This window comes from Chitinimonas lacunae, assembly GCF_042650885.1.
GTDB lineage: Bacteria > Pseudomonadota > Gammaproteobacteria > Burkholderiales > Chitinimonadaceae > Chitinimonas_A > Chitinimonas_A lacunae.
In genome coordinates this window covers 1,611,158-1,634,899 of sequence record NZ_JBHSBU010000001.1, presented here as the reverse complement: position 1 = coordinate 1,634,899, position 23,742 = coordinate 1,611,158, and the positions used below count along the sequence as shown (strand labels likewise).

Here is a 23,742-nt window from a genome sequence, read left to right as displayed (position 1 = left end):
AATCGGGGCGCGCAGGCGCCCCTCCTTACGGGAGAGCACCATGTCTGGCCATGTACTCAAGCACTGGGAGCCGGAAAATCCCAGCTTCTGGCGCGATGCGGGCGCCAATATCGCCAACCGCAACCTATGGATCTCGATCTTCGCTCTGATGCTGGCATTCAGCGTCTGGATGCTCTGGAGCGTGGTGGTGGTCAATCTCGACAAGGCGGGTTTCCAGCTGTCGAAGAACCAGATGTTCTGGCTGACCGCACTGCCGGCCTTGTCCGGCGCCACCTTGCGCATTTTCTACAGCTTCCTGGTGCCGATCTTCGGCGGTCGCAAATGGACGGCGATCTCGACGGCCAGCCTGCTGATCCCGGCCATCGGGATGGGTTTTGCGCTGCGTGACCCGAGCACCGACTTTCCGACCCTGCTGGTGCTGGCGCTGCTCTGCGGTCTGGGCGGCGGTAATTTCAGCTCCAGCATGGCCAATATCAGTTTCTTCTTCCCCAAGGCCAAGAAAGGGCTGGCGACCGGGCTCAATGCCGGTATCGGCAACCTCGGGGTGAGCCTAGTGCAGTTCGTCACCCCGCTGGTGATCTCGGGCGCGGTGTTCGGTGCCCTGGCCGGTGATGGCCACAGCTATGTCAAGGATGGGGTGGAAAAGAGCATCTGGCTGCAAAACGCCGGCTTCATCTGGGTGCCGTTCATCCTCGCTGCCACCGTGGCTGCCTGGTTCGGCATGAACGATATCGCCGACGCCAAAGCCTCGTTTGCCGATCAGGCGGTGATCTTCAAGCGTAAGCACAACTGGCTGATGTGCTGGCTCTATATCGGCACCTTCGGCTCGTTTATCGGTTTCTCGGCCGGTCTGGCGATGCTGACCAAGTCGCAGTTCCCTGAAGTCAATCCGACCCAATACGCCTTCCTCGGCCCGCTGGTTGGCGCGCTGACCCGGCCGCTCGGTGGCTGGATCTCCGACAAGCTGGGCGGTGCCCGCGTCACGCTGTGGGTGTTTATCGCCATGACCGCTGCCGTGTTCGGCGTGATGTACAACCTGCCGCATAACGGCACGGCCGGCAGTTTCCCGGGCTTTCTGGCCATGTTCATCGTGCTGTTTGCTCTGGCCGGCATTGGTAACGGTTCGACCTTCCGCATGATTCCGGTGATCTTCCTCACCGAGCGCCAGCGCGCCGCTGCACCGGGCGAGGCGGCACAACGGCAGGCGGTGCTGGCCGGCAATAAGGAGGCCGCAGCCGTGCTCGGCTTCTCTGGCGCGATCGGTGCCTATGGCGGCTTCTTCATTCCCAAGAGCTTCGGCACCTCGATCGAGCTGACCGGCGGGGTCGATGCGGCACTGCTGACCTTTGTGGCCTTCTACCTGAGCTGTATCGCGATCACCTGGTGGTTCTACGCCCGGCGCAACGCCCAGATGCCCTGCTGAAATGGGGCGCCTTGCACCGCCGTCCTTCGGGGCGGCGGTTTGTCCTTCTCCCCCTCAGAACAAAGAGACCCTTATGGAAGCCATCACCAAACGCATCGATGCGATTACCGAACTCCCTGCCCACTATGCCAGCGTGACGCCGCCGATCCCGCGCAGCGTCAAGATAGAACTGACTGCCCGCTGCGACTTCGACTGCTTCTTCTGCGCCTCCGGGGCGCGGCTGCGTGATAAATCCGATATGGACCGCGATCTGTATTTCCGCCTGGTCCGCGAGATGCGCGACGCCGGGGTGGAGGAGCTCGGTGTGTTCTATCTGGGTGAGTCGTTCATGGTCGATTGGCTTGCCGAAGCCATCGCCTACGCCAAGCAGGAATGCGGTTATCCCTATGTGTTCCTGACCACCAACGGCCGGCTGGCCACGCCCGAGCGGATCGAAGCCTGTATGCGCGCCGGGCTCGATAGCCTCAAGTTCAGCTACAACAACGCCGACCCCGAACAGTTTCAGCAAGTGACCCGGGTCAAGGCGCGCGAATTCTACAAGGTGCGCGACAACCTGCTGGCTGCGCGGGCGGTGCGTGATCGGGTCGAACAGGAAACCGGCCATCGCTGTGGCCTGTACGCGTCGAGCATCCGCTACGACGGCGAGCAGCAGGTACGGATGCAGGCGGCGGTCGATGAGATTATCGGGGCGGTCGACGAACATTACTGGCTGCCGCTCTACGGCCAGGCCGGTCTGACCGCCGGTGCCCAGGGCACGATGCCGGTCGCCGGCAACCAGGGCCGCCTGGGCGCGCTGCGCGATCCGCTGCCGTGCTGGTCGCTGTTCACCGAAGGCCATGTGACCTTCGACGGCTATCTGTCGGCCTGCTGCTTCGACCACGACGGCCGTTTCCATATGGGCGACCTCAACACCACCCCCTTCGTGGAAGCCTGGCATAGCGCGGCTTTCCAACATATCCGCGCGGCCAATCTGCGCAAGGACGTGACCGGTACGCCGTGCGAGGAATGTATCGCCTATCCCCACGATCCCAAGCCGCAAGCAATCGTGCTGACCCGTAAGCACAAGGGTCAGGGCTTCGACGGCACCTGAAATCGGCTTGCCGGCATGGCCGCAGCCGCGAATCAAGAGGAGGGCGCCTGGAGCGTCTTACCCGCTCGCGGCTGCTGCCGTTTGCCCAGCCTGCTGCGCGGCTCGCCTGGCTTGGGAGGCTCGGAGGTAAAATGTAAAATTTTGTGAATAAACTATGCAAGATATATAGCCGTATTTAAGAAAAAATAATTTATTTAGACATATATATTGGGTGTTTCAGCTCACGTGGCCTTCCGCAAGCGCACGCCCTGCCTCCCGCGCCTATCCAGCGCTTTTCCCCCGGCTGCCTGGCCGGACAGCCGAGCAGGAACTAGTCCATTCGGCCAGTAGAACTAGTCCTTGCGCAGCGCCGACCCCCTTCCTCCGATGAATGTTTTCGGCACCCAGCTGAGGCGACACTGCAAGCATTGCACCGGCATGCCTGGGCCATATCTACGGAGAAGCACAATGAGCCATTTTCTGGACAGACTGAAATTCCTCTCCAGGGTCGACTCGACCTTTGCCGATGGGCATGGCGCCGTCGTGAACGAGGATCGCAAGTGGGAGAATGGCTATCGCAGCCGTTGGCAACACGACAAGGTCGTGCGTTCCACCCACGGCGTCAATTGCACCGGCTCCTGCAGCTGGAAGGTCTACGTCAAGAACGGCCTGATCACCTGGGAAACGCAGCAGACCGACTATCCGCGTACCCGCCCCGACCTGCCCAACCACGAACCGCGCGGCTGCCCGCGTGGTGCTTCCTATAGCTGGTATGTCTATTCGGCTCAGCGGGTGAAATACCCGATGATCCGTGGCCGCCTGCTGGAAATGTGGCGGGAAGCCCGCAAGACCATGGACCCGATCGCCGCCTGGGAATCGATCAGCCAGGACCCCGAAAAGGCCAAGCGCTACAAGAGCGTGCGTGGCCAAGGTGGTTTTGCCCGGGCCGACTGGGAAACCGCCACCGAGATCATCGCTGCGGCCAATGCCTTTACCATCAAGCGCTACGGTCCGGACCGGATCATGGGCTTCTCGCCGATTCCGGCCATGTCGATGGTGAGTTATGCCGCCGGTGCCCGTTATCTGAGCCTGATCGGCGGCGCCTGCCTCAGCTTCTATGACTGGTACTGCGATCTGCCGCCTGCCAGCCCGCAGATCTGGGGCGAACAGACCGACGTGCCGGAATCGGCCGACTGGTACAACTCCACCTATCTGATGGTCTGGGGCTCCAATGTCCCGATGACCCGTACCCCCGATGCTCACTTCTACACCGAGGTTCGTTACAAGGGCACCAAGACGGTGGCGGTGTCGAGCGACTTCGGTGAAATGGTCAAGTTCGGCGATATCTGGCTGGCCCCCAAGCAGGGCACCGATGCCGCGCTGGCGCTGGCCATGGGCCATGTGGTGCTGAGTGAGTTCCACCGCGACCGGCCGTCCGACTATTTCCGCGATTACGTCAAACGCTATACCGATATGCCCATGCTGGTGCTGCTCAAGGAGCGCAACGGCATGTATGTGCCCGACCACTTCCTGCGTGCCGCGCAGCTGCCCGATCAACTGGGCGAGCGCAACAATCCCGAATGGAAGACGGTGGCGATCGACAGCCTCAACGGCGAGATGGTGACGCCCAATGGCTCGGTCGGTTTCCGCTGGGGCGAGGACAAGGCCGAGACCGGCAAGGTCGGCCGCTGGAATCTTGAATCGCGCGACGGCGGCAGCGGCCGCGAGATCGACCCGCTGCTGAGCCTCAAGGATCGCTGCGACAAGGTGGTCGGGGTGGGCTTCAACTATTTCGGGGCCGAACACGACGAGCTGCTGCTGCGCAATGTGCCGGCCCGTGAAGTGACGCTGGCCGACGGCCAGACCGTGCTGGTGGCCACCGTCTACGATCTGCAACTGGCCAACTACGGTGTCGATCAGGGTCTGGGCGGCAATGTGGCCAAGTCCTATGCCGACGATGTGCCCTACACCCCGGCCTGGCAGGAAAAACATACCGGCGTGAAGCCCGAGCTGGTGATCCAGGTGGCGCGCGAGTTCGCCCAGAATGCCCACGATACCCACGGCAAGAGCATGGTGATCGTTGGTGCTGCGCTCAACCACTGGTATCACATGGACATGACCTACCGCGGCATCATCAATCTGCTGATGATGTGCGGCTGCGTCGGCCAAAGCGGTGGTGGCTGGGCCCACTACGTCGGTCAGGAAAAGCTGCGGCCGCAGTTCGGCTGGGCGCCGCTGGCCTTTGCGCTGGACTGGGTACGGCCGCCGCGCCAGATGAATGGCACCAGTTTCTGGTATGCCCATACCAGCCAATGGCGGCATGAGAAACTCGCCGTTGACGAAATCCTGGCCCCGACGGCCGACCGCAGCCGGCTTGGCAAGATGTCGATGATCGACTTCAACGCCAAGGCCGAGCGGATGGGCTGGCTGCCGTCGGCGCCTCAGCTCGAGACCAACCCGCTCGACGTGTGCGACGCCGCTGCCGCTGCCGGCGTCGAGGTGCCCAAGTATCTGAGCGAGCAGCTCAAGAGCGGTCGGGTGAAGATGAGCTGTCAGGATCCCGACAATCCGAAGAACTTTCCGCGCAATCTGTTCGTGTGGCGCTCCAATATTCTCGGCTCGAGCGGCAAGGGCCACGAATACTTCCTCAAATACCTGCTGGGTACCCAGAACGCCCTGTTCGACGATCCGGCCGATGCGATCCGGCCAAGCGATGTGACCTTCCGCGAGCAAGCGGCCGAGGGCAAGCTCGATCTGCTGACCGTGCTCGATTTCCGGATGAGCACCACCTGCCTCTACGGCGATATCGTGCTGCCGACGGCCACCTGGTATGAGAAGGACGACCTCAATACCTCGGATATGCACCCGTTCATCCACCCGCTCAGCGAAGCCGTGCAGCCGCTGTGGCAGAGCAAGACCGACTGGGAAATCTACAAGCTGATCGCCCGCAAGTTCAGCGAGATCGCCGGGCCGTATCTCGGCACCCGCAAGGATGTGGTGCTGCAACCGCTGCTGCACGACACCCCGGGTGAGCTGGGCCAGCCGCTCGAGCCACGCGATTGGTACAAGGGCGAATGCGACCTGATCCCGGGCAAGACCGCCCCCAATATGGTGGTGGTGGAGCGCAACTACGCCGATATCTACAAGAAGTTCACCTCGGTCGGTCCGCTGCTTGAGCGGCTTGGCAACGGCGGCAAGGGCATCAACTGGAACACCGAGCACGAAGTGCACGAGTTGGCCGGTCTGACCCGCACCGTCAACGAGGAAGGCGTCAGCAAGGGCCGGCCACGGCTCGACAGCGCCATCGATGCCGCCGAAATGATCCTGACGTTTGCCCCCGAGACCAACGGCCATGTGGCGGTCAAGGCTTGGGAAGCGCTGTCCAAGATCACCGGGCGCGACCATACCCATCTGGCCATCGGCCGCGAGCACGACAAGATCCGCTTCCGCGATGTGCAGGCCCAGCCGCGCAAGATCATCTCGGCACCGACCTGGTCGGGACTCGAGAGCGAAGAGGTCAGCTACAACGCCGGCTACACCAATGTGCATGAACTGATCCCCTGGCGCACCCTGACCGGTCGGCAGCAGTTCTATCAGGACCACCGCTGGATGCTCGATTTCGGCGAAGGCTTCTGCGTGTTCAAGCCGCATATCGATACCAAGACCGTCGAGCCGATGCTGGGGCGCCGTCCCAACGGCAATCACGAGCTGGTGCTCAACTGGATCACCCCGCACCAGAAGTGGGGCATCCACAGCACCTATTCGGACAATCTGCGGATGCTGACGCTGTCGCGCGGCGGGCCGCATGTGTGGATTTCCGAAGCCGAAGCCAAGCAGGCGGGCATCGTCGACAACGACTGGGTCGAGGTGTTCAACAGCAACGGCACCCTGACTGCCCGGGTTGTGGTCAGCCAGCGCGTACCCAAGGGGATGTGCCTGATGTACCACGCCCAGGAAAAGATCGTGAACGTGCCTGGTGCCGAAACCAGTGGCAAGCGCGGCGGCATCCACAACTCGGTGACCCGTACCGTGTTGAAGCCCACCCATATGATCGGTGGCTATGCCCAGCAGGCTTATGGCTTCAACTACTACGGCACCGTGGGCAGTAACCGCGACGAGTTCGTGATCCTGCGCAAGATGAAACAGGTCGATTGGCTGGAAGGGCCGCTAGCCGAGGCGCAGAGCTAAGCCGACCACCGGGGCCTCCGGTTCCGTCCGCCATATCAGGAGTCATCAAATGAAAATTCGTGCGCAAGTAGCCATGGTGCTGAACCTCGACAAGTGCATCGGCTGCCATACCTGTTCGGTCACTTGCAAGAACGTCTGGACCAGCCGCGACGGTGTCGAATACGCCTGGTTCAACAACGTCGAGACCAAGCCCGGCATCGGTTATCCCAAGGAATGGGAAAACCAGGAGAAATGGCGCGGCGGCTGGGTCCGCAACAGCGCCGGCAAGCTGGAGCCGCGTCAGGGCAGTCGTCTCAAGATCCTGGCCAATCTGTTTGCCAACCCCAATCTGCCGGCGATCGACGACTATTACGAGCCTTTCACCTACGACTACGAGCATCTGCAACACGCTCCGCTGTCGCAGACGCCGCCCACTGCCCGGCCGGTCTCGGTGCTGACCGGCCAGAAGATGGAAAAGATCGAATGGGGCCCCAACTGGGAAGACGATCTCGGCGGCGAGTTCAGCTCGCGTGGCCGCGACCGGCTGTTCGAGGGGGTACAGAAGGAGATGTACTCGACCTTCGAGAACACCTTCATGATGTATCTGCCCAGATTGTGCGAACACTGCCTCAACCCGACCTGTGTGGCGTCCTGCCCGTCGGGCTCGGTCTACAAGCGGGCCGACGACGGCATCGTGCTGATCGACCAGGACAAGTGCCGCGGCTGGCGGATGTGCATCTCGGGCTGCCCCTACAAGAAGATCTATTTCAACTGGCAAAGCGGCAAGGCCGAGAAATGCCTGTTCTGCTACCCGCGTATTGAAGCCGGCCAGCCCACCGTCTGTTCGGAAACCTGTGTCGGTCGCATCCGCTATCTGGGCGTCCTGCTGTACGACGCCGACCGGATCGAGGAAGCCGCCTCGGTCAGCGATGAGCAGGATCTGTACGAAGCCCAGCTCAAGTGTTTCCTTGACCCGCATTCGCCGGCCGTGATCGCCGAGGCCCGCAAGCAGGGCATTCCGGAAAGCTGGCTCGAGGCGGCCCGTCAGTCGCCGGTCTACAAGATGGCCTGTCAGTGGAAGGTGGCGTTCCCGCTCCACCCCGAATACCGCACCCTGCCGATGGTCTGGTACATCCCGCCGCTGTCGCCGATCCAGAGCGCGGCGGAAGCCGGCCGGATGCCGCATAGCACGGTGGGAGACAGCATCATCCCCGATGTGAAGAGCCTGCGTATTCCGGTGCGCTATCTGGCCAATCTGCTGACGGCGGGCAAGGAGAAGCCGGTGGTCGAGGCGCTGGAGCGGATGATCGCCATGCGTGCCTACAAGCGCAGCGAAACGGTCCATGGACGTGGCGACACCCGCCTGTTGCAGTCGGTCGGGCTCGATGCCGCCACGGTCGAGGATATGTACCAGATCATGGCCATCGCCAACTACGAAGATCGCTTCGTGATTCCGAGCAGCCATAAGGAGCAGGTCGAGGACAGCTTCAACGATAAGGCGAGCTGCGGTTTCAGCTTCGGCAACGGCTGTTCGGGCGGTACTTCGGACGGCTCGCTGTTCGGCAAGAAAAAGGAAGGCAGCGTGATCTTCGTGCATATGCCGAAGTCGCGTAAGCCGAAGGAAATTCCGCAGTAATGATCGGCCGGGCGCCAGCGCCCGGCCCAGGAGCACCACCATGAGCCTCTACCGCATCCTTTCCGCCTTGCTGAGTTATCCCGAGCAGGAGCTGATCGACGCCTTGCCCGATATCGATGCCGCGTTGGCAGACTATCCCGAGGTGCGCCAGCAGCTCAGCCCGCTGACCCGCTTTCTGGCCAGTCAGCCGCTGATCGATTTGCAGGAGAACTACGTCGGCACCTTCGATCGTTCGCCGGCCCATTCGCTGCATCTGTTCGAGCATATCCACGGCGAGAGCCGTGATCGTGGTCCGGCCATGGTCGATCTGCTCCATGAATATCAGAAGCGCGGTTTCGAGCCGTTCGGCGATGAGGATCTGGGTGCCGAGCTGCCCGATTATCTGCCGCTGTTCCTTGAATTCCTCAGCCAGTTGCCCGACGACGAGGCACAGGGCTTTCTCGATGACGCCATCCATGTGGCCGCCGCCGTCGGCGAGCGGCTGGCGCGTCACCACAGTCCCTATACCTGTCTGTTCGAGGTCTTGCGCCACTTGTCCAGCGTAACGCCGCTGCCGCTGGTCGAGCCGCCGGTGCGCGATATGGACGAGCTGCTCGAAACCTTCGGCCCGGGTGCCGATGGCAGCGAGCCGCTGCTCAAGCCGCGCCCCGGTGCTGCCCAGACCGTGCAGTTCTATCCGCGTCAGGCCGCTGGTCACTGAACCCCAACGGGAGCACTTCCATGAGCTACCTTCATCAATTCGTTTTCGGCATCTACCCCTATATCGCCCTGGCGGTCTTTCTGTTCGGCAGCCTGGTGCGCTTTGAGCGCGAGCAGTACACCTGGAAGACCGACAGCTCCCAGGTGCTCCATCGGGGCAATCTGCGGCTGGGCAATATCCTGTTCCACGTCGGCATCATCGGGCTGTTCTTCGGCCATCTGGTCGGCCTGCTGACCCCGGTGGCGGTATGGGATGCACTCGGTGTCAGCCATGGCTTCAAACAAGGCTTTGCCATGACGGCGGGCGGCATCATGGGCGGTATCTGTCTGATCGGCCTGTTGATCCTGCTGCATCGCCGCCTGAGCGACCCGCGCATCCGGGCCGTCACCAAGCCCGGCGACAAGGTGCTGTTGCTGTGGATCCTGATCACCCTGGGTCTGGGACTCTCCACCATCGTGGTGTCGGCCGACCATATGGATGGCCATGAAATGGTGCTGCTGATGACCTGGGCCCAGCATATCGTCACCTTCCGGGGCGATGCGGCACAGTATGTCGAAGCCACCCACTGGCTGTTCAAAGCCCATCTGTTCATGGGGATGAGCCTGTTCGTGATCTTCCCGTTTACCCGTCTGGTCCATGTCTGGAGCGGCTTTGGCTCGGTCACCTATCTGACCCGCGCCTGGCAGCTGGTCCGGCCGCGCTAAGGGGTTCTGAGCCGGCTGCGGCCGGCTTTCCTGCAACGATTGGGCGCGTCCACCAAGGGCGCGCCGGAGCGAAATCATGGCCATCCTGATCAACGACCACGAAATCACCGACGCCGAAATCGCCGCCGAGCTGCCGCATCACCAGGACTGCCCCAATCCGCTGCAACGGGCGACGACGGCCGTGGCACTGCGCCATATCCTGCTCGATGAGGCTGCCCGGCTGGGTCTGCCTATCGATTCGGAAGAAGCGGCCATCGAGGCGCTGCTGCAATCGCAGATCAAGCTGCCGCAGGCCGACGAGGCGAGCTGCCGCCGCCATTACGAACTGCACCCGCAGCGCTTTACCGTGGGCGAACTGGTGCTGGTTGACCATATCCTGTTCCAGGTCACGCCCAATGTGCCGCTTGGCCCCTTGCGCGAACTGGCCGAACAGACCTTGCAGGAAATCCTGCAAGACCCCGCTTTGTTTGCCACCCGGGCACGCGAGCTGTCCAACTGTCCATCGGGCCAGGTAGGCGGCAGTCTTGGTCAGATCAGTCGCGGCGAGACAGTGCCCGAGTTCGAGCGGGTGGTATTTGCCATGGCCTCGGGCGAAATCCTGCCACGTCTGCTGGAAACCCGTTTCGGTCTTCATATCATCCGGGTCGTCCGACGCATCGACGGTCATCTCCTGCCTTATGAGCAGGTGGCCGACCCTATCGCCAACGCCTTGCACGCCAGCAGTATCGACGCCGCCTGGCGCCAGTACACCCAACTGCTGGTCGGCCGTGCCCGGGTGCAGGGCATCGAGCTGGCCGGTGCAAGCAGTCCTCTGGTGCAGTAGGGCGGCTGGCAGAACTCGACAGTGGGTCCGTTTCGCGGCGTCCAGACAGGAGATGGTAGTGGTCCGGACGCTGGCGAGAGGCCGCCCTCAGTCAACAGACGTACTAACCGGTCCGTCCTGAAACGAGGACGGACAAGCAGCATGTATCGAGACCGGTGGCAATCAATAGGCAGGTGATGTGGGCGCTGGCGGCATTGCTGAATATCGTGGTGGGTAGGTGCAGTCTAGCCAGGCACCTGTGAGGACAGGTGTGTGTCGCGACAGTCGGGTGTCGTCGGCAGGAAGTCGGCAGTCGATGGGGAAGTGGGCGGCGCTGGCGCTGTGGGAGCGTGAGCCAGTAATACGGACGATGGATTGCAAAGCGAGGGCCTGGAAAAGCCCTCCCTCTATCAGCGATCCGGCAGGTTTTGAGGAGGGGGAAGGTGGATAACTTAGGATGCATAAGTGGAATATTTTTGTGGAAGCGGCTTCGGTTACGGGACGGGAGCTTGCACCGGTGCCGTGTGTCTGACTCCTGGTAGCCGAGGCTGCAACCACTAGATTGTTGTTGGCTGGATTCATTCATAATATATTATGACGTCCTGTAAGTATTGCGGATATCTTGCAGATAATTTTATTATTCGTTGTTTTTGTTGCGCCGCGTCGATGGCGCTTCTGTCCTGGGTCGCCTGACCTTCCCCTGCCATACCGGTCCCATCCAGGCTGCCGTGCAGCCGATCCCGCCCGCGAATTCCTCTGCCGGAATGACTAGTCCCACTCACCAATAGCGACATTGGCCTTGGCTCTGGAAAATGGCTTTCAGACTTTCCACGAGTAGCGGACATGACAGCCGGTCTTGCCAACCCCGTCCTTATCGACCCGTTCCAGCGCCGCATCGACTATTTGCGTGTCTCGGTCACCGATCGTTGTGACCTGCGCTGTACCTACTGTCTGCCCAAGGGTTTCAAGGATTACGAAGAGCCGGCCAACTGGCTCAGCCATGACGAAATGGCCCGCCTGATCGGGCTGTTTGTCGGACTGGGTGTCGGCAAGGTACGTCTGACCGGCGGCGAGCCGCTGCTGCGGCGCCATATCGATGTGCTGGCTGGCAGGATTGCCGCTTTGCCGGGTCTGCGGGACCTGTCGCTGTCGAGCAATGGCACCCAGCTCGCTCGCCATGCCGCCGCACTCAAGGCAGCCGGGGTCAAGCGACTCAATATCAGCCTCGACACTCTCGATTCGCACTGTTTCCAGCGCATTACCGGCAGCGACTGCCTCGACCGGGTACTGGCCGGGCTGGAAGCGGCCAAGGCCGTGGGCTTTAGCCCGATCAAGCTCAATATGGTGGTCCAGGCCGGCGTCAACGAGCGCGAAGTCGAGCGAATGGTGGAATTCTCGATCCAGCATGGCTTTGTTCTGCGCCTGATCGAGCCGATGCCCATCGGCGCCACCGGCCAGGCAGCGCGAGGGATCGACCTCACTCGACTCGGCAGCGAATTGGCGCGGCGTTTTGCACTTCTGCCGGCGCTGGCCGGGCAGGGCGCCGGTCCCGCACGTTATTGGCAGACGGCCGATGGCGCCATGAGCCTTGGGGTGATCACCCCGATGTCGCAGCATTTCTGTGCCGCTTGCAACCGGGTCCGGCTCGGGGTCGATGGCACGCTGTATCTCTGTCTCGGTCAGGAGGACCGGGTACCGCTGGGCGAACTGCTGCGCAGCGGCGCTGACGACGACACCCTGCGCGAGACCATTCGCGCTGCCATCGCCAGAAAACCCGAACGACACGAATTCGATACCCGGCCCGGCAAGATCGTGCGCTTCATGGCGCAAACCGGCGGTTAAGGACCACGGCTGGCAGTTTGACTGGAGCGCAACCATGCATGATCTGGAACGTTTTATCGATGGGTTTCAGCGCTTCCAGCGCCGCTACTTCGCTACCGACCCTGCGCTGTATTGTGATCTGAAGCAGGGTCAGCATCCCAATACCCTCTTGATCGGCTGCTGCGATTCACGGGTCGATCCGGCCCAGCTGCTCGGCTGTGATCCCGGCGATATCTTTACGGTACGCAATGTGGCCAATCTGGTGCCACCGTGTACCACGGGCCAGATCTATCAAGGCGTATCGTCGGCGATCCAGTTCGCGGTCGATCAGCTCAAGGTGTCGCGCATTATCGTGCTGGGCCATGCCCAGTGTGGTGGTATCCGCGCCCTGGTCGAGCAACAGCTGTCGGACGAGGACGATCTCGATTTCGTCGGCCGCTGGGTCCGGATCGCCGAGCCGGCCCGCCTCAAAGTGATGCAGCAGATGCCCCATGCCAGTCCGGCCGAGCAACGGCGGGCCTGCGAGCTGGCAGCTATTCTGGTGTCGTTGCGCAATCTGCAAACCTTTCCCTGGGTACGTGAGCGGGTCGAGCAGGGTGCCTTGACCTTGCATGGCTGGTATTTCGACCTCGACGCCGGCGCCTTGCTGGCCTATTCGCCGCGGGCCGATGTATTTCTGCCGCTGGTCTGTCCTTTGGTGAAGGAATCATGATGAATCGAGCATTCGGCATCGTCGGCTGGTCCGGCAGCGGCAAGACCACCTTGATCGAATCGTTGTTGCCACTGCTGCGGGCACGCGGGCTCAAGGTCAATGTGATCAAGCACAGCCATCATGATCTGGTGCTGGAGCCGCCTGGCAAGGACAGCGTGCGCTTTCGTGAGGCGGGCGCGGCCGAGGTGCTGATCGCCTCGCCGTTTCGCTTTGCCCTGATCCATGAACTGCGGGATGAGCCGGAACCGAGTCTGGCCGAACAACTGGCCCGGCTGGCGCCGGCCGATCTGACCCTAGTCGAAGGGTTCAAGGAATACCCTATCCCCAAACTGGAGGTATACCGCCCGGCGCTGGGCAAGCCGATGCTGGCGCAGACCTTGCCGGGCATTCTGGCGGTAGCGAGCGATGCGCCGCTCGACGATTCGGTTGCCACGCTGGACCTGAACCGACCGGAGGTGGTGATGGACTTTATCCTGGAAAAGCTGGCCCACCATGTACAGCATTGAGGAAACGCTGCGGGTGCTCGATGCCCAGCCGCTGGCCGAACCCGCCATCGAGCAGGTTGACCTCGTCGATGCCGTCGGTCGGGTGGCAGCGGTCGATCTGCATGCCCGATGGTCGATGCCGGCTTTCGATACCTGTGCCATGGACGGCTACGCCATCGCGCTCGACCCGGCCCGGCCGCTTGGCCCGTATCGACTGACCGGCATGATCGCCGCCGGCGAAGCAAGCGAACTGACCCTGTCGCCCGGCGAAGCCGCCCAGGTACTGACCGGCGCGCCGGTACCCGCCGGTGCCAATGGAGTGGCGCAGCAGGAAAAGACCCGCAGTGACGACGAGACGGTGCTGCTCAATGCACCGCTTTGCTATGGCAGCCATATCCGGCTCCAGGGCAGCGAGCTGGCCGCCGGTAGCTTGCTGCTTGCCCAGGGTGAGCGGGTGCGGTCGCTACAGATCGGTCTGCTCGCTTCGCAAGGCGTCACCCGGCTCGATGTCTACCGCCGCCCGCGGGTCGGCGTGCTGTCGAGCGGCGACGAACTGCTGCCGCCGGGGGCGCCGCCGCAAGCGGGGCATATCCACGATGCCAACCGCCCTCAGCTGCTGGCCCTGCTGCGGCAGAGCGGCGCGCAAGCGGTCGATCTGGGACAGGTCGAAGACGATCCCACTGCCTTGCGTGACCGTCTGGTCCAGGCGGCCGGCCAGTGCGATATCGTGATCGGCTCAGGCGGCGCCTCGGTCGGGGAGCGCGACCATCTGCGGGCTACGGTGGCGACCCTGGGTGCCATCAGTCATTGGCAGGTCGCCATCAAACCGGGCAAGCCGTTTGCCTTCGGTCATATACGGGGCAAACCGTTTTTCGGCCTGCCCGGTAATCCTGTCGCGGCCGCCCTGACCTTTCTCCTGCTGGCGCGCCGTTTCGTGGCTCGGGCGTGTGGTGAGCGGGTACAGCCGGCGCCTTGGCAGCAGTTGGCCTTGGCCGAAAGCGTGGACAACCCGACCATGCGTCGCTTATTTATCCGTGGCGCCCTGGTCGAGCAGGACGGCGAGCGGCTGGCGCAACCGCTGGAACTGCAAGGCTCGGCTGCTCTGGCGAGCCTGGCCAGTGCCGATCTGCTGATCGAAGTGCCTGAACGCTCGACCTTGGCGGCCGGGACCATGGTGCGCTGCCATTTCCTGAACAGTTGGGCGATCGTCTGAAAGGGGCGAACGATGACCATCGATATTCTGTATTTCGCCCGTTTGCGCGAAACCCTGGGGACTGCCACCGAACGATTCGAGTTGTCGGCCAGGGTCTCTCAGGTAAAGGAACTGCTCGAAGTGCTGCGCGAACGTGGCGGCGTATGGGCACGTGAATTGGCTGACAGCAAGGTGGTGCTGGTGGCGGTCAACCAGGAGATCGCCTCGTTAGATACTCCGCTGCGCTCGGGCGACGAAGTGGCAATCTTCCCGCCGGTGACGGGGGGGTGACGGGTTAAATAAATCGGATAAATTTTGTATTTATGTATAAATGTTGCTCCAATATTGGCAATGATTATGCATAAATATTTAATTTGTGTTCCCGCCATCTGCTGTCGCTCCAACCCTCGGTCTGAGGCTGCACAGAAAGGACCACGATGATGATCGATACCGATGGCTTGATCCTCTGCGGCGGCGAGGGCAAACGGATGGGGGGGATCGACAAGGGACTGCTGCCGTTTCTGGGCCGCCCGCTGGTGGCGCATGTGCTGGCGCTGGCATCGAGCTGGCCGCTTGGCCACTTGATGATCTCCGCCAATCGCAACCGGGCGCGTTATGCCCTGTTCGACCTGCCGGTACTGGCCGATGTCCGCAGCGGCTTTTGCGGCCCGATGGCCGGTATCGAAGCGGGTCTGCTCGCCAGCCAGGCAGAAGCGTTGCTGATATTGCCCTGTGATGTACCGTATCTGCCCGCCGATCTGTTCTATCGCCTGTACGAGGCGCTGGCGGGTGGGGCCGAGGTGGCTTATATCTCCGACCCGTTCCATGACTATCCCAACCTCTGTCTGATACGTCGCAGCCAACTGACCGAAATCTCGCGTCGGCTCGATGAAGGCCGGCGCAGTCTGTGGCGCTGGCAGACCGATATCGGGGCCGTGGCGGTGCGGATCGAGCAGCAACTGCCCAATCTCAATACTCCCCAGGCCTTGGCGGCGGCAGAGGCCGAGCGCGGTGACGCTCGTGAACTGCAATACGCGGCAGCAGCGCCGCTACAATAGCCAAATAACCGCAGGGGAGGGGCCGGAGCGCCGGAGGCATAAGGGCGCTTGGCGGCTGCCACCATGCCAATGCCGACGGATTCACTGTCGGCGCCAGCCATCCTGAGGAGGGTGCCCCCATGAACGAACTGCCCTCTCTGCGCGATCGTCTCTCGACCCGCATCATCGCCAGTTCACTGGCGGCCCTGACGGTCATGCTGTGCATGATCGGCTGGACCTTATGGCTATCCTGGCAGCTCGAAGGCGCGGCGGCCGCGATCAATGACACCGGCAGCCTGCGCATGCGCGCCAATGGCATTGCCATCGAATTGCTGCAATCCGACACTTCCCATGCAAACCAAGCGCTGGCCGGCCTGCGTGCACAGCGCGATACCCTCGACCGGCTCAAACGCGGCGTGCCGTCACGGCCGCTGTTTCTGCCCGATGCCGCCGATATCCGTGCCCAGATGGCGCAGGTCGAGGCGACCTGGGAAAACCAGCTCAAACCGGCCATCACCCTGGGTCTGGCCCAAGGCCGGGCCGATGCCTATCTAGCGGTGCTGCCCGGTTTTATCGACAAGGCCGACCGGCTGGTGCGCATGATCGAAACCGACAATGCTGCCAAGACCAATCTGTTGCGGCTATCGCAAGCCGTGCTGATCGGCGTGGCCAGCGTCGGCACCTTGGCGATGATCTATCTGCTCTATCTATGGATCATCTCGCCTGTGCTGAATCTACAGGAAGGTCTGCGCCGGATGGCTGGGCGCGAGTTCTCGGTGCGGCTGCCGGTGGAAAGCAATGACGAGTTCGGCCTGCTGGCCCAGGGCTTCAACAGGATGGCCGACGAACTCGAAGGGCTCTACCGCGATCTGGAAAACCGGGTACAGAAAAAGACCGCGCTCCTGGCCAACCAGAACCGCGAATTGGGCGCGCTGTACGATATGGCGGCCTTTCTCAACCAACCCAACGATATCGATGCGCTGTGCCGGGGCTTTTTGCAGCGGGTCATGAAGGAATTCAATGCCGATGGTGGCAGTATCCGGGTGACGGATCCGCTGGGCGATAAGCTCCATCTGGTGGTCTCGGAGGGCTTGTCGTCGGATCTGGAGGACACCGAGCACTGCATGAAGATCAATGCCTGTTTCTGCGGGGCGGCGACCCGGCAGGGGGTAGTGGTGATCCAGGATTTCCGCAAGCTGTCGCAGACTGAGCAGTACCGCTGTGCCAGTGAAGGTTTCAAGGGCTTGTCGGTATTTCGCATCGTGACCCAGGATGCGGTGCTCGGTTCGTTCTCGCTGCACTACCGCAATACCCGCACCATTGCCCCGGCCGAGGCGCAGTTGCTGGAGACGCTGGGCCAGCATCTTGGCGTCGCGCTCGACAATCGGCGGCTGAGTGCCAAGGCACGACAACTGGCGGTGGCAGAAGAACGCAATCTGGTGGCGCAAGGCTTGCACGACAGTATTGCCCAGGGGCTCAACTTCCTTAATCTACAGGTCCAGATGCTCGATTCGGCCGTCGAGCGCGAGCAGTGGGACGAGGTCCGCGAGATCGTGCCGCTGCTGCGCACCGGGGTGGATGAAAGCTATCAGGATGTACGCGAGCTGCTGGTCAATTTCCGCACCAAGCTCGGCCAGGGCGAGATGCTGGCGGCGGTCGAAGATACGGTGGCCCGTTTCCGGCGTCAGTCGGGAATCGAGGTGACGCTCAAGGTGGACGATCTCGAAGGCGCACCTTTGCCGCCCGAGCAGCAGTTGCAGGTACTGTTCATCCTGCAAGAGGCGCTGTCGAATATCCGCAAGCATGCCAATGCCAGCCGGGTCCAGGTGACGATCCATAATCGACGCGATTTCGAGATGCGCATCGACGACAACGGGGAAGGTTTCGACCCGGCCGAGGTGGCGCAGCGCGGCGAGCACCATGTCGGACTCAATATCATGCAAGAACGGGCACAGCGGCTCAGCGCTACGCTTGTGTTGGAAAGCAGCCCCGGGAAGGGCACCCATATCAGACTGGCCCTGCCGCGTACCGAGCGGCAGGCAGCCTGACGAGAGGAGAAAAAATGACGATACGGATTCTGCTGATCGACGACCATAGCCTGTTCCGCTCGGGCGTTCGCCAACTATTGCAGCGTGAACCCGATCTGGAAATCGTGGCCGAAGCCGCTGATGGTGTGGAAGGCATCAAGCGCGCCAAGGAGCATCAACCCGATGTGATCCTGCTTGACCTGAATATGCCCGGCCTGTCGGGCCTGGAGACCTTGCAGTTATTGGTACAGGATCTGCCGCAATCGGCGGTGGTCATCCTGACGGTATCGGAGGAGGCCGAGGAGCTGGGCCAGGCGCTGCGCGATGGCGCACGCGGCTATCTGACCAAGAATATCGAAGCCGAGACGCTAACCGCCGCCATCCGCCGCGCCCATAGCGGCCAGCCGGTCATTGCCGACACGATGACGGCCAAGCTGGTACAACAATTCCGCGCCCAACCCGCCACCGGTTCACCCCCTCCAAGCTCAGAACGCGACCGTTTAACGGCGCGCGAGCGCGAAATCGTCCAATGCCTGGCGCGCGGTGAAAGCAATAAGGAAATCGCCCGCCATCTCGATGTGGCTGAGAGTACGGTCAAGATTCATGTACAAAACATTCTTAAGAAGCTCAACCTGACTAGCCGGGTGCAGGTGGCGGTTTATGCGGTGGAGCATAAGATGGGGGGGGAGTAGGGGTAGAAGGAGGCTGGCATTCTTTGATGAATGATTGCTCTAAAGATCTTTTGGAATTGAAAACCACACTCCTAGAGCGTGGTTTTTAATTATTTGGCTTGAAAATTCTGGCATGGCCGTGCTGCCGGGCGATTTCACGGTGCAGATCGTCGCGCTCCAGATCACAGATGACTTCGCCGTCGAGGTTGACCTGATGCAGGTGGCCCGAGCCGTAGTGGAGCCAGTTGAGCGTGCGCCCATCGGGCAGCACGGTGGCGGCGCGATTGTCCAGCGTGTTGTAACAGTGATTAAAGCCTGTTATGAAATTTTGCTGGAAGCCCCGCCCAGACTAGCTTTTCGGCCGATCTTCAATTTTGCCAAAATTTGGCATTTTCTATGTATTCCCCCAAGTCCATCATTTGATTGGAATTGCACTTCGAAATTGAATTCACTCCCTGTGTTGCAATTCAAAAATTGAATTCGCCGAGTTTTTATTTTCCTCAAAAGGGAGCCGTGCTGTGTGTAGGGGTAGGGTCTTGCCATATTTTATCATGTCTTTCTTGTTGCATTCGGGGCGATCAATCTTTAATTTTTGAAAATCCAAATTGATCAAAAATCTCTTCGGGGGCAAGCTATTGTGTTGTCTGTTATCGCATCGAAACTGTTTTGATTAAGCTGTAGTCGTGTAAGGATAAATAGAATGTTACTCCTGGCCCATTTTCCCATAGGCCTTGTCTGGATATTTCGAAAGTAAAGCCTTCGATGAAGTCTTCCATTTTGGGGCAAAAGGATATACTTGCACAATTCTCTTCTTCATAAATGCTGATGCAGATCTCGTAGTTCTCTACAGGCCAAATTTCGGTGTTCTGAGGGTTTTTGTATTTTTCTTCAAAAAAAACTCTGCCGTGATAGGCAAGGGAGAATATTTTTCCATCTATTGTATGATCGGGTGGAAATTTTTCCTTGTTGGGGATGACGGCTGTCATAAGTTTCTTTCTCCCTCTTGGATTGAGAAGACCTTAAATTGCCCGCTAGGTGTTCCTAGATAGGACCGGTGGCATGGATATTTCAAAGAGGCAGCAAGCGTTATTTTTTTGTCGGACAGGGGGAAGTTATTACTATCAAAATCGTCTCGATTAGGGTTGCTTGTTCTGATAACCGATCCTGGTGTCTTCCCCTCGATGGAGTAGTCGCCATGGGTATGATAATCTCCGACAATTTTCGCATTTTTAGGGATTAACTTCTCTGCAAGCTTAGGGCGGAAAGATCTTTCTGTTCCAGGGATAGGAACGGTTGCATAGAATTTTCCTTTTATTTTATAAATAAGGCCACCATATTCTTTATTTAATTTGATGGACTTTTTGTTGGCTGTCTGTAACACTTTTTGAGCTGCCGAATCTGGGCAATCTCCCGAGAAGGGTGAGCGAGCTAGGCCATATGGATCAATCCAATTGGTTGGACTGGGAGCATATTGATAGGAGTTTTCTCCCCCAGATAAACCTATTGGATCTTGGCTAACAAACCTCCCGGTACATGGGTCATAATATCTAAACCAATTGTAGTGTAGTCCAGTTTCATTATCATAATACTGCCCCTGAAACCGCAAAGGCTGTTGAATCCCCTCCTGTTCAGCCCTATCCACCACATCCGGGTATTCAACCCGAACCGTATTCCCCCAGGCCTTATACTCGGCTGCCCATACCAACCGTCCCTGTTGGTCGCTGAGTTCTCGCGGGGTACCCAAATGGTCGCAGTGGTAATAGCGGATCTGGACGCTACCGCTAGGCTGCACCGCTTTGGGCATCTGGGCCTGCAAGGCCATGGCTTGCAAAGCTGCGATTCGTTCTGCCGGGTTGGTGGGCAGGACGGGTGTCTCCAGCTCTTCATCCTCCGCCATTTCCAGGGTGGAGGCAGTGTTGAGCACTTCAACCTGCGCCATCGGCACAAAGCTGTCGGGCTCGTAGATAAACAGCCGGCTGTGGGCGCCGCGGCGTTCACTGAGGAGTCGGTTGCCATCCCAATTGAAGCGGGTGATGCCGAAGGCGTCGCGTTTGCTGACCCGTCTGCCAAATGGATCATAGCCATAGCGCGTGGTTTGTGTGAGGCCGTGTCGGGTCACATGGGCGGCGATCATCTGGTGGTCGCCGTCGTACTCGAAACGCATGACGGTGTGGCGGCCGATGCGCTTTTCGGTCAGGTTGCCGTAGACGTCGTAATCGAAACGCTTGTCCTCGAACACCCGCAGTCGGTTATCGCGCGGGCCACCGCCGGGGCTGGTGGTGGGGGTCGCCTCAAGGGGATGCGTCAGCGGATTCCACTCGGGGTCTTCAAGTAATTTTCTTATCTTTTCCTTGAAATCCGTCTCTGTATCTTGCGATAAATTTGCAGGTTGTTTTCCATTATCCAGAGACAGCCCCTGCCCACCCATCGGATCGAGCAGATTGTGCGCCGGATCGAAGGCAAAGGTTTCCTGGAGACCGTTGGGGTGGAGGGCGCCGAGCAGGCGGCCGATGGCGTCGTAGCGGTATTGCAGGGCGCCGCGTCGGCTGTCGCGGATTTCACTGAGCTGGCCTGCCTGATCGTAGCGGTAGCTGCGGGCGAACCGGGCGCTGCCGCTGGCTTTGCCGCCCAGCGCTTCCCAGGCCAGTGGATCGCCATAGATCGGATGGGTCGGATCGACCAGGCGTGGTGCCTCGCTGCGGTGTCCGCGACGAAACACCCCTTGCCAGGCGAGCCGGCCGCCTCGGTTATAGGCAAAGCGGCTTTCCAGCGGACCTTGCTGCCGGGCGATTTCACGGTGTAGATCGTCGCGCTCCAGATCACAGATGACTTCGCCGTCGAGGTTGACCTGATGCAGGTGGCCCGAGCCGTAGTGGAGCCAGTTGAGCGTGCGCCCATCGGGCAGCACGGTGGGCGCGATTGTCCAGCGTGTCGTAACAGTGATTAGAGTCTGTTATGAAATTTTGCTGGAAGCCCCGCCCAGACTAGCTTTTCGGTCGATCTTCAATTTTGCCAAAATTTGGCATTTTCTATGTATTCCCCCAAGTCCATCATTTGATTGGAATTGCACTTCGAAATTGAATTCACCCTCGGGACTATGAGCGATTGAGCCAGACCTTGGCGACTTACCATTTCATGGTCTTCGTTTGCATCCTCTTGCCAAGATTGGCGGAAATATTTAGTCCATAACACGCTCTAGCGCATAAATACTGTATCTATTAGGGAATAATCAGCCAAAGATATAAAAAATTTCACTCCTGGTCCATTTTTCCATACTCCCTGAACAGGCACCTCGAATAGTAAGCCGCTTTCGTCTGGTTCTATTTTTGGACAAAAGGCTACGCTGATACATTTTTCTTCTTCATAAATAACGGTCCAGATCTCATAGTTTTCAATGGGCCATTTTTTTTTCTTGAAGTAAATGTCGAACGTGTTATTTAGGTAATTAATTGCGTGGCTTAAGGCGAGTAAAGTTCTTCCGTTAAGTTCAATGTCAGGTTTGTTTCGAATGTTTTTCGGAAGTTTTTCGTTGTTCATAGTTCTCTCTTTTCCCATGTTTTTGGGATGTAAACTTTGAATTTTCCACTGGGAGTCGCAAGATAGGATCTATGGCATGGTGTATGGGCTTTTGCCATAAGTTGCGAGAATCTTTCATCTGCATCAGAAAATTCTTCGCTTTTGAAGACATCTTGGGCGGGATTGCTTGTTCTTACAATGTCTCCATTAGGTTTTTTTAGTGAGTAGTCGCCATGGGTATGATAGTCACCTACGATTACTGCTCCTTTGGGGACTTGGGGTAAAGCCAATCCAGGTTTAAAACTGCGTTCTGTTCCTGGGATTGGAATGGTGGCAAAATATTTTCCGCCTTTTTTGTATATAAGCCCGCCATATTCTTTGTTCTTTGCGAGGGACTTTTTGTTGGCGATAGATAGAACTTGTCTTGCTACATCATCTGGACAACTTCCACTAAAAGGGGTGCGAGGAGTATGACCAGTCCGTGCTAAACCTAACGGATCTATCCAAGAAATAGGATTGGGAGCATAAAAATAAAGATTACTCCCACCAGCTAGACCAATTAAGTCGTGATTGACGAATCGGCCAGTGTCTGGATCGTAATATCTAAACCGATTGTAGTGGAAACCAGTTTCACTATCATAATACTGCCCCTGAAACCGCAAAGGCTGTTGAATCCCCTCCTGTTCAGCCTTATCCACCACATCCGGATATTCAACCCGAACCGTATTCCCCCAAGCCTTATACTCGGCTGCCCACACCAACCGTCCCTGTTGGTCGCTGAGTTCTCGTGGGGTACCCAAATGGTCGCAGTGGTAATAGCGGATCTGGACGCTACCGCTAGGCTGCACCGCTTTGGGCATCTGGGCCTGCAAGGCCATCGCTTGCAAAGCTGCGATCCGTTCTGCCGGGTTGGTGGGCAGGACGGGTGTCTCCAGCTCTTCATCCTCCGCCATTTCCAGGGTGGAGGCAGTGTTGAGCACCTCAATCTGTGCCATCGGCACAAAGCTGTCGGGCTCGTAGATAAACAGCCGGCTGTGGGCGCCCCGGCTTTCACTGAGGAGTCGGTTGCCGTCCCAATTGAAGCGGGTGATGCCGAAGGCGTCGCGTTTGCTGACCCGTCTGCCAAATGGATCATAGCCATAGCGCGTGGTTTGTGTGAGGCCGTGTCGGGTCACATGGGCGGCGATCATCTGGTGGTCGCCGTCGTACTCGAAGCGCATGACGGTATGGCGGCCGATGCGCTTTTCGGTCAGGTTGCCGTAGACGTCGTAGTCAAAGCGCTTGTCCTCGAACACCCGCAGTCGGTTATCGCGCGGGCCACCGCCGGGGCTGGTGGTGGGGGTCGCCTCAATGGGATGCGTCAGCGGATTCCACTCGGGGTCTTCAAGTAATTTTCTTATCTTTTCCTTGAAATCCGTCTCTGTATCTTGCGATAAATTTGCAGGTTTTTTTCCATTATCCAGAGACAGCCCCTGCCCACCCATCGGGTCGAGCAGATTGTGCGCCGGATCGAAGGCAAAGGTTTCCTGGAGGCCGTTGGGGTGGAGGGCGCCGAGCAGGCGGCCGATGGCGTCGTAGCGGTATTGCAGGGCGCCGCGTCGGCTGTCGCGGATTTCACTGAGCTGGCCTGCCTGATCGTAGCGGTAGCTGCGGGCGAACCGGGCGCTGCCGCTGGCTTTGCCGCCCAGCGCTTCCCAGGCCAGGGGATCGCCATAGATCGGATGGGTCGGATCGACCAGGCGTGGTGCCTCGCTGCGGTGTCCGCGACGAAACACCCCTT

At 59.7% G+C, this 23,742-nt stretch carries 18 protein-coding genes and 2 pseudogenes; 15 read left to right on the top strand and 5 right to left on the bottom strand.

Annotated features, from left to right (window positions below; genetic code table 11):
• Positions 1-40 precede the first annotated feature (40 nt).
• From ACFOW7_RS06825 to ACFOW7_RS06755, 15 genes and pseudogenes are all read left to right on the top strand, one after another.
• Positions 41-1,423, top strand: a complete 1,383-nt coding sequence (locus ACFOW7_RS06825) for a NarK family nitrate/nitrite MFS transporter (RefSeq protein WP_378162418.1) — start codon at positions 41-43, stop codon at positions 1,421-1,423.
• 1 nt (position 1,424) lies between these two features.
• Positions 1,425-2,420, top strand: a pseudogene (locus tag ACFOW7_RS06820) (radical SAM/SPASM domain-containing protein); the annotation flags it as partial.
• A 540-nt stretch (positions 2,421-2,960) separates the two neighbouring features.
• Entirely contained in the window at positions 2,961-6,680 is a 3,720-nt protein-coding gene (locus tag ACFOW7_RS06815; protein ID WP_378162416.1) for a nitrate reductase subunit alpha, read from the top strand.
• Positions 6,681-6,729: 49 nt separating this feature from the next.
• Positions 6,730-8,295: a nitrate reductase subunit beta gene (gene narH, locus ACFOW7_RS06810; protein ID WP_378162414.1), complete on the top strand. Its 1,566-nt coding sequence runs from the start codon at positions 6,730-6,732 to the stop codon at positions 8,293-8,295.
• A 40-nt stretch (positions 8,296-8,335) separates the two neighbouring features.
• Positions 8,336-8,995 (top strand): nitrate reductase molybdenum cofactor assembly chaperone, encoded by a 660-nt coding sequence (gene narJ / locus ACFOW7_RS06805; protein ID WP_378162412.1) that lies wholly within the window; start codon positions 8,336-8,338, stop codon positions 8,993-8,995.
• Between the two features lie 20 nt (positions 8,996-9,015).
• The gene (gene narI / locus ACFOW7_RS06800) at positions 9,016-9,699 is read left to right on the top strand and encodes a respiratory nitrate reductase subunit gamma (RefSeq protein WP_378162410.1); all 684 of its coding nucleotides are present in this window, start codon (positions 9,016-9,018) and stop codon (positions 9,697-9,699) included.
• Between the two features lie 76 nt (positions 9,700-9,775).
• Positions 9,776-10,522 carry a peptidylprolyl isomerase gene (locus ACFOW7_RS06795; protein WP_378162407.1) on the top strand — a complete coding sequence of 249 codons (747 nt, stop codon included), beginning with the start codon at positions 9,776-9,778 and terminating at the stop codon, positions 10,520-10,522.
• 822 nt (positions 10,523-11,344) lie between these two features.
• Positions 11,345-12,343 (top strand): GTP 3',8-cyclase MoaA, encoded by a 999-nt coding sequence (gene moaA, locus ACFOW7_RS06790; RefSeq protein ID WP_378162405.1) that lies wholly within the window; start codon positions 11,345-11,347, stop codon positions 12,341-12,343.
• 34 nt (positions 12,344-12,377) lie between these two features.
• Positions 12,378-13,034, top strand: a complete 657-nt coding sequence (locus ACFOW7_RS06785) for a carbonic anhydrase (RefSeq protein ID WP_378162403.1) — start codon at positions 12,378-12,380, stop codon at positions 13,032-13,034.
• Positions 13,034-13,540 (top strand): molybdopterin-guanine dinucleotide biosynthesis protein B, encoded by a 507-nt coding sequence (mobB, locus tag ACFOW7_RS06780; protein WP_378162401.1) that lies wholly within the window; start codon positions 13,034-13,036, stop codon positions 13,538-13,540. Before ACFOW7_RS06785 ends, mobB begins: the two co-directional genes overlap by 1 nt.
• Positions 13,527-14,732, top strand: a complete 1,206-nt coding sequence (locus ACFOW7_RS06775) for a molybdopterin molybdotransferase MoeA (RefSeq protein ID WP_378162399.1) — start codon at positions 13,527-13,529, stop codon at positions 14,730-14,732. The genes mobB and ACFOW7_RS06775 overlap by 14 nt, the downstream gene beginning before the upstream one ends.
• Before the next feature lie 12 nt (positions 14,733-14,744).
• Complete coding sequence (gene moaD / locus ACFOW7_RS06770) at positions 14,745-15,002, top strand: molybdopterin converting factor subunit 1 (RefSeq protein ID WP_378162397.1); 258 nt, start codon at positions 14,745-14,747, stop codon at positions 15,000-15,002.
• A gap of 146 nt (positions 15,003-15,148) precedes the next feature.
• Positions 15,149-15,769 carry a molybdenum cofactor guanylyltransferase MobA gene (gene mobA, locus ACFOW7_RS06765; protein ID WP_378162394.1) on the top strand — a complete coding sequence of 207 codons (621 nt, stop codon included), beginning with the start codon at positions 15,149-15,151 and terminating at the stop codon, positions 15,767-15,769.
• 119 nt (positions 15,770-15,888) lie between these two features.
• Complete coding sequence (locus ACFOW7_RS06760; RefSeq protein ID WP_378162392.1) at positions 15,889-17,796, top strand: type IV pili methyl-accepting chemotaxis transducer N-terminal domain-containing protein; 1,908 nt, start codon at positions 15,889-15,891, stop codon at positions 17,794-17,796.
• 14 nt (positions 17,797-17,810) lie between these two features.
• Positions 17,811-18,467: a response regulator gene (locus tag ACFOW7_RS06755; RefSeq protein ID WP_378162390.1), complete on the top strand. Its 657-nt coding sequence runs from the start codon at positions 17,811-17,813 to the stop codon at positions 18,465-18,467.
• Positions 18,468-18,582: 115 nt separating this feature from the next.
• Here ACFOW7_RS06755 and ACFOW7_RS06750 read toward each other — a convergent pair.
• The 5 genes and pseudogenes from ACFOW7_RS06750 to ACFOW7_RS06730 all read right to left on the bottom strand — a co-directional run.
• Positions 18,583-18,732: pseudogene (locus ACFOW7_RS06750) on the bottom strand (RHS repeat protein); the annotation flags it as partial.
• Positions 18,733-19,093: 361 nt separating this feature from the next.
• Positions 19,094-19,432: a hypothetical protein gene (locus ACFOW7_RS06745; protein ID WP_378162388.1), complete on the bottom strand. Its 339-nt coding sequence runs from the start codon at positions 19,430-19,432 to the stop codon at positions 19,094-19,096.
• The gene (locus tag ACFOW7_RS06740; RefSeq protein WP_378162386.1) at positions 19,429-21,354 is read right to left on the bottom strand and encodes an RHS repeat-associated core domain-containing protein; all 1,926 of its coding nucleotides are present in this window, start codon (positions 21,352-21,354) and stop codon (positions 19,429-19,431) included. The genes ACFOW7_RS06745 and ACFOW7_RS06740 overlap by 4 nt, the downstream gene beginning before the upstream one ends.
• 287 nt (positions 21,355-21,641) lie before the next feature.
• Positions 21,642-21,983: a hypothetical protein gene (locus tag ACFOW7_RS06735; protein WP_378162384.1), complete on the bottom strand. Its 342-nt coding sequence runs from the start codon at positions 21,981-21,983 to the stop codon at positions 21,642-21,644.
• Positions 21,980-23,737, bottom strand: coding sequence for an RHS repeat-associated core domain-containing protein (locus ACFOW7_RS06730; protein ID WP_378162382.1), 1,758 nt, complete (start codon positions 23,735-23,737; stop codon positions 21,980-21,982). The genes ACFOW7_RS06735 and ACFOW7_RS06730 overlap by 4 nt, the downstream gene beginning before the upstream one ends.
• Between the last annotated feature and the right edge of the window lie 5 nt (positions 23,738-23,742).

Excerpts from the sequence above, each read along its gene's own strand:
- ACFOW7_RS06825 (WP_378162418.1), top strand. The coding sequence starts at position 41 with ATGTCTGGCCATGTACTCAAGCACTGGGAGCCGGAAAATCCCAGCTTC.
- ACFOW7_RS06815 (WP_378162416.1), top strand. The coding sequence starts at position 2,961 with ATGAGCCATTTTCTGGACAGACTGAAATTCCTCTCCAGGGTCGACTCG.
- narH (WP_378162414.1), top strand. The coding sequence starts at position 6,730 with ATGAAAATTCGTGCGCAAGTAGCCATGGTGCTGAACCTCGACAAGTGC.
- narJ (WP_378162412.1), top strand. The coding sequence starts at position 8,336 with ATGAGCCTCTACCGCATCCTTTCCGCCTTGCTGAGTTATCCCGAGCAG.
- narI (WP_378162410.1), top strand. The coding sequence starts at position 9,016 with ATGAGCTACCTTCATCAATTCGTTTTCGGCATCTACCCCTATATCGCC.
- ACFOW7_RS06795 (WP_378162407.1), top strand. The coding sequence starts at position 9,776 with ATGGCCATCCTGATCAACGACCACGAAATCACCGACGCCGAAATCGCC.
- moaA (WP_378162405.1), top strand. The coding sequence starts at position 11,345 with ATGACAGCCGGTCTTGCCAACCCCGTCCTTATCGACCCGTTCCAGCGC.
- ACFOW7_RS06785 (WP_378162403.1), top strand. The coding sequence starts at position 12,378 with ATGCATGATCTGGAACGTTTTATCGATGGGTTTCAGCGCTTCCAGCGC.
- mobB (WP_378162401.1), top strand. The coding sequence starts at position 13,034 with ATGAATCGAGCATTCGGCATCGTCGGCTGGTCCGGCAGCGGCAAGACC.
- ACFOW7_RS06775 (WP_378162399.1), top strand. The coding sequence starts at position 13,527 with ATGTACAGCATTGAGGAAACGCTGCGGGTGCTCGATGCCCAGCCGCTG.
- moaD (WP_378162397.1), top strand. The coding sequence starts at position 14,745 with ATGACCATCGATATTCTGTATTTCGCCCGTTTGCGCGAAACCCTGGGG.
- mobA (WP_378162394.1), top strand. The coding sequence starts at position 15,149 with ATGATGATCGATACCGATGGCTTGATCCTCTGCGGCGGCGAGGGCAAA.
- ACFOW7_RS06760 (WP_378162392.1), top strand. The coding sequence starts at position 15,889 with ATGAACGAACTGCCCTCTCTGCGCGATCGTCTCTCGACCCGCATCATC.
- ACFOW7_RS06755 (WP_378162390.1), top strand. The coding sequence starts at position 17,811 with ATGACGATACGGATTCTGCTGATCGACGACCATAGCCTGTTCCGCTCG.
- ACFOW7_RS06745 (WP_378162388.1), bottom strand. The coding sequence starts at position 19,432 with ATGACAGCCGTCATCCCCAACAAGGAAAAATTTCCACCCGATCATACA.
- ACFOW7_RS06735 (WP_378162384.1), bottom strand. The coding sequence starts at position 21,983 with ATGAACAACGAAAAACTTCCGAAAAACATTCGAAACAAACCTGACATT.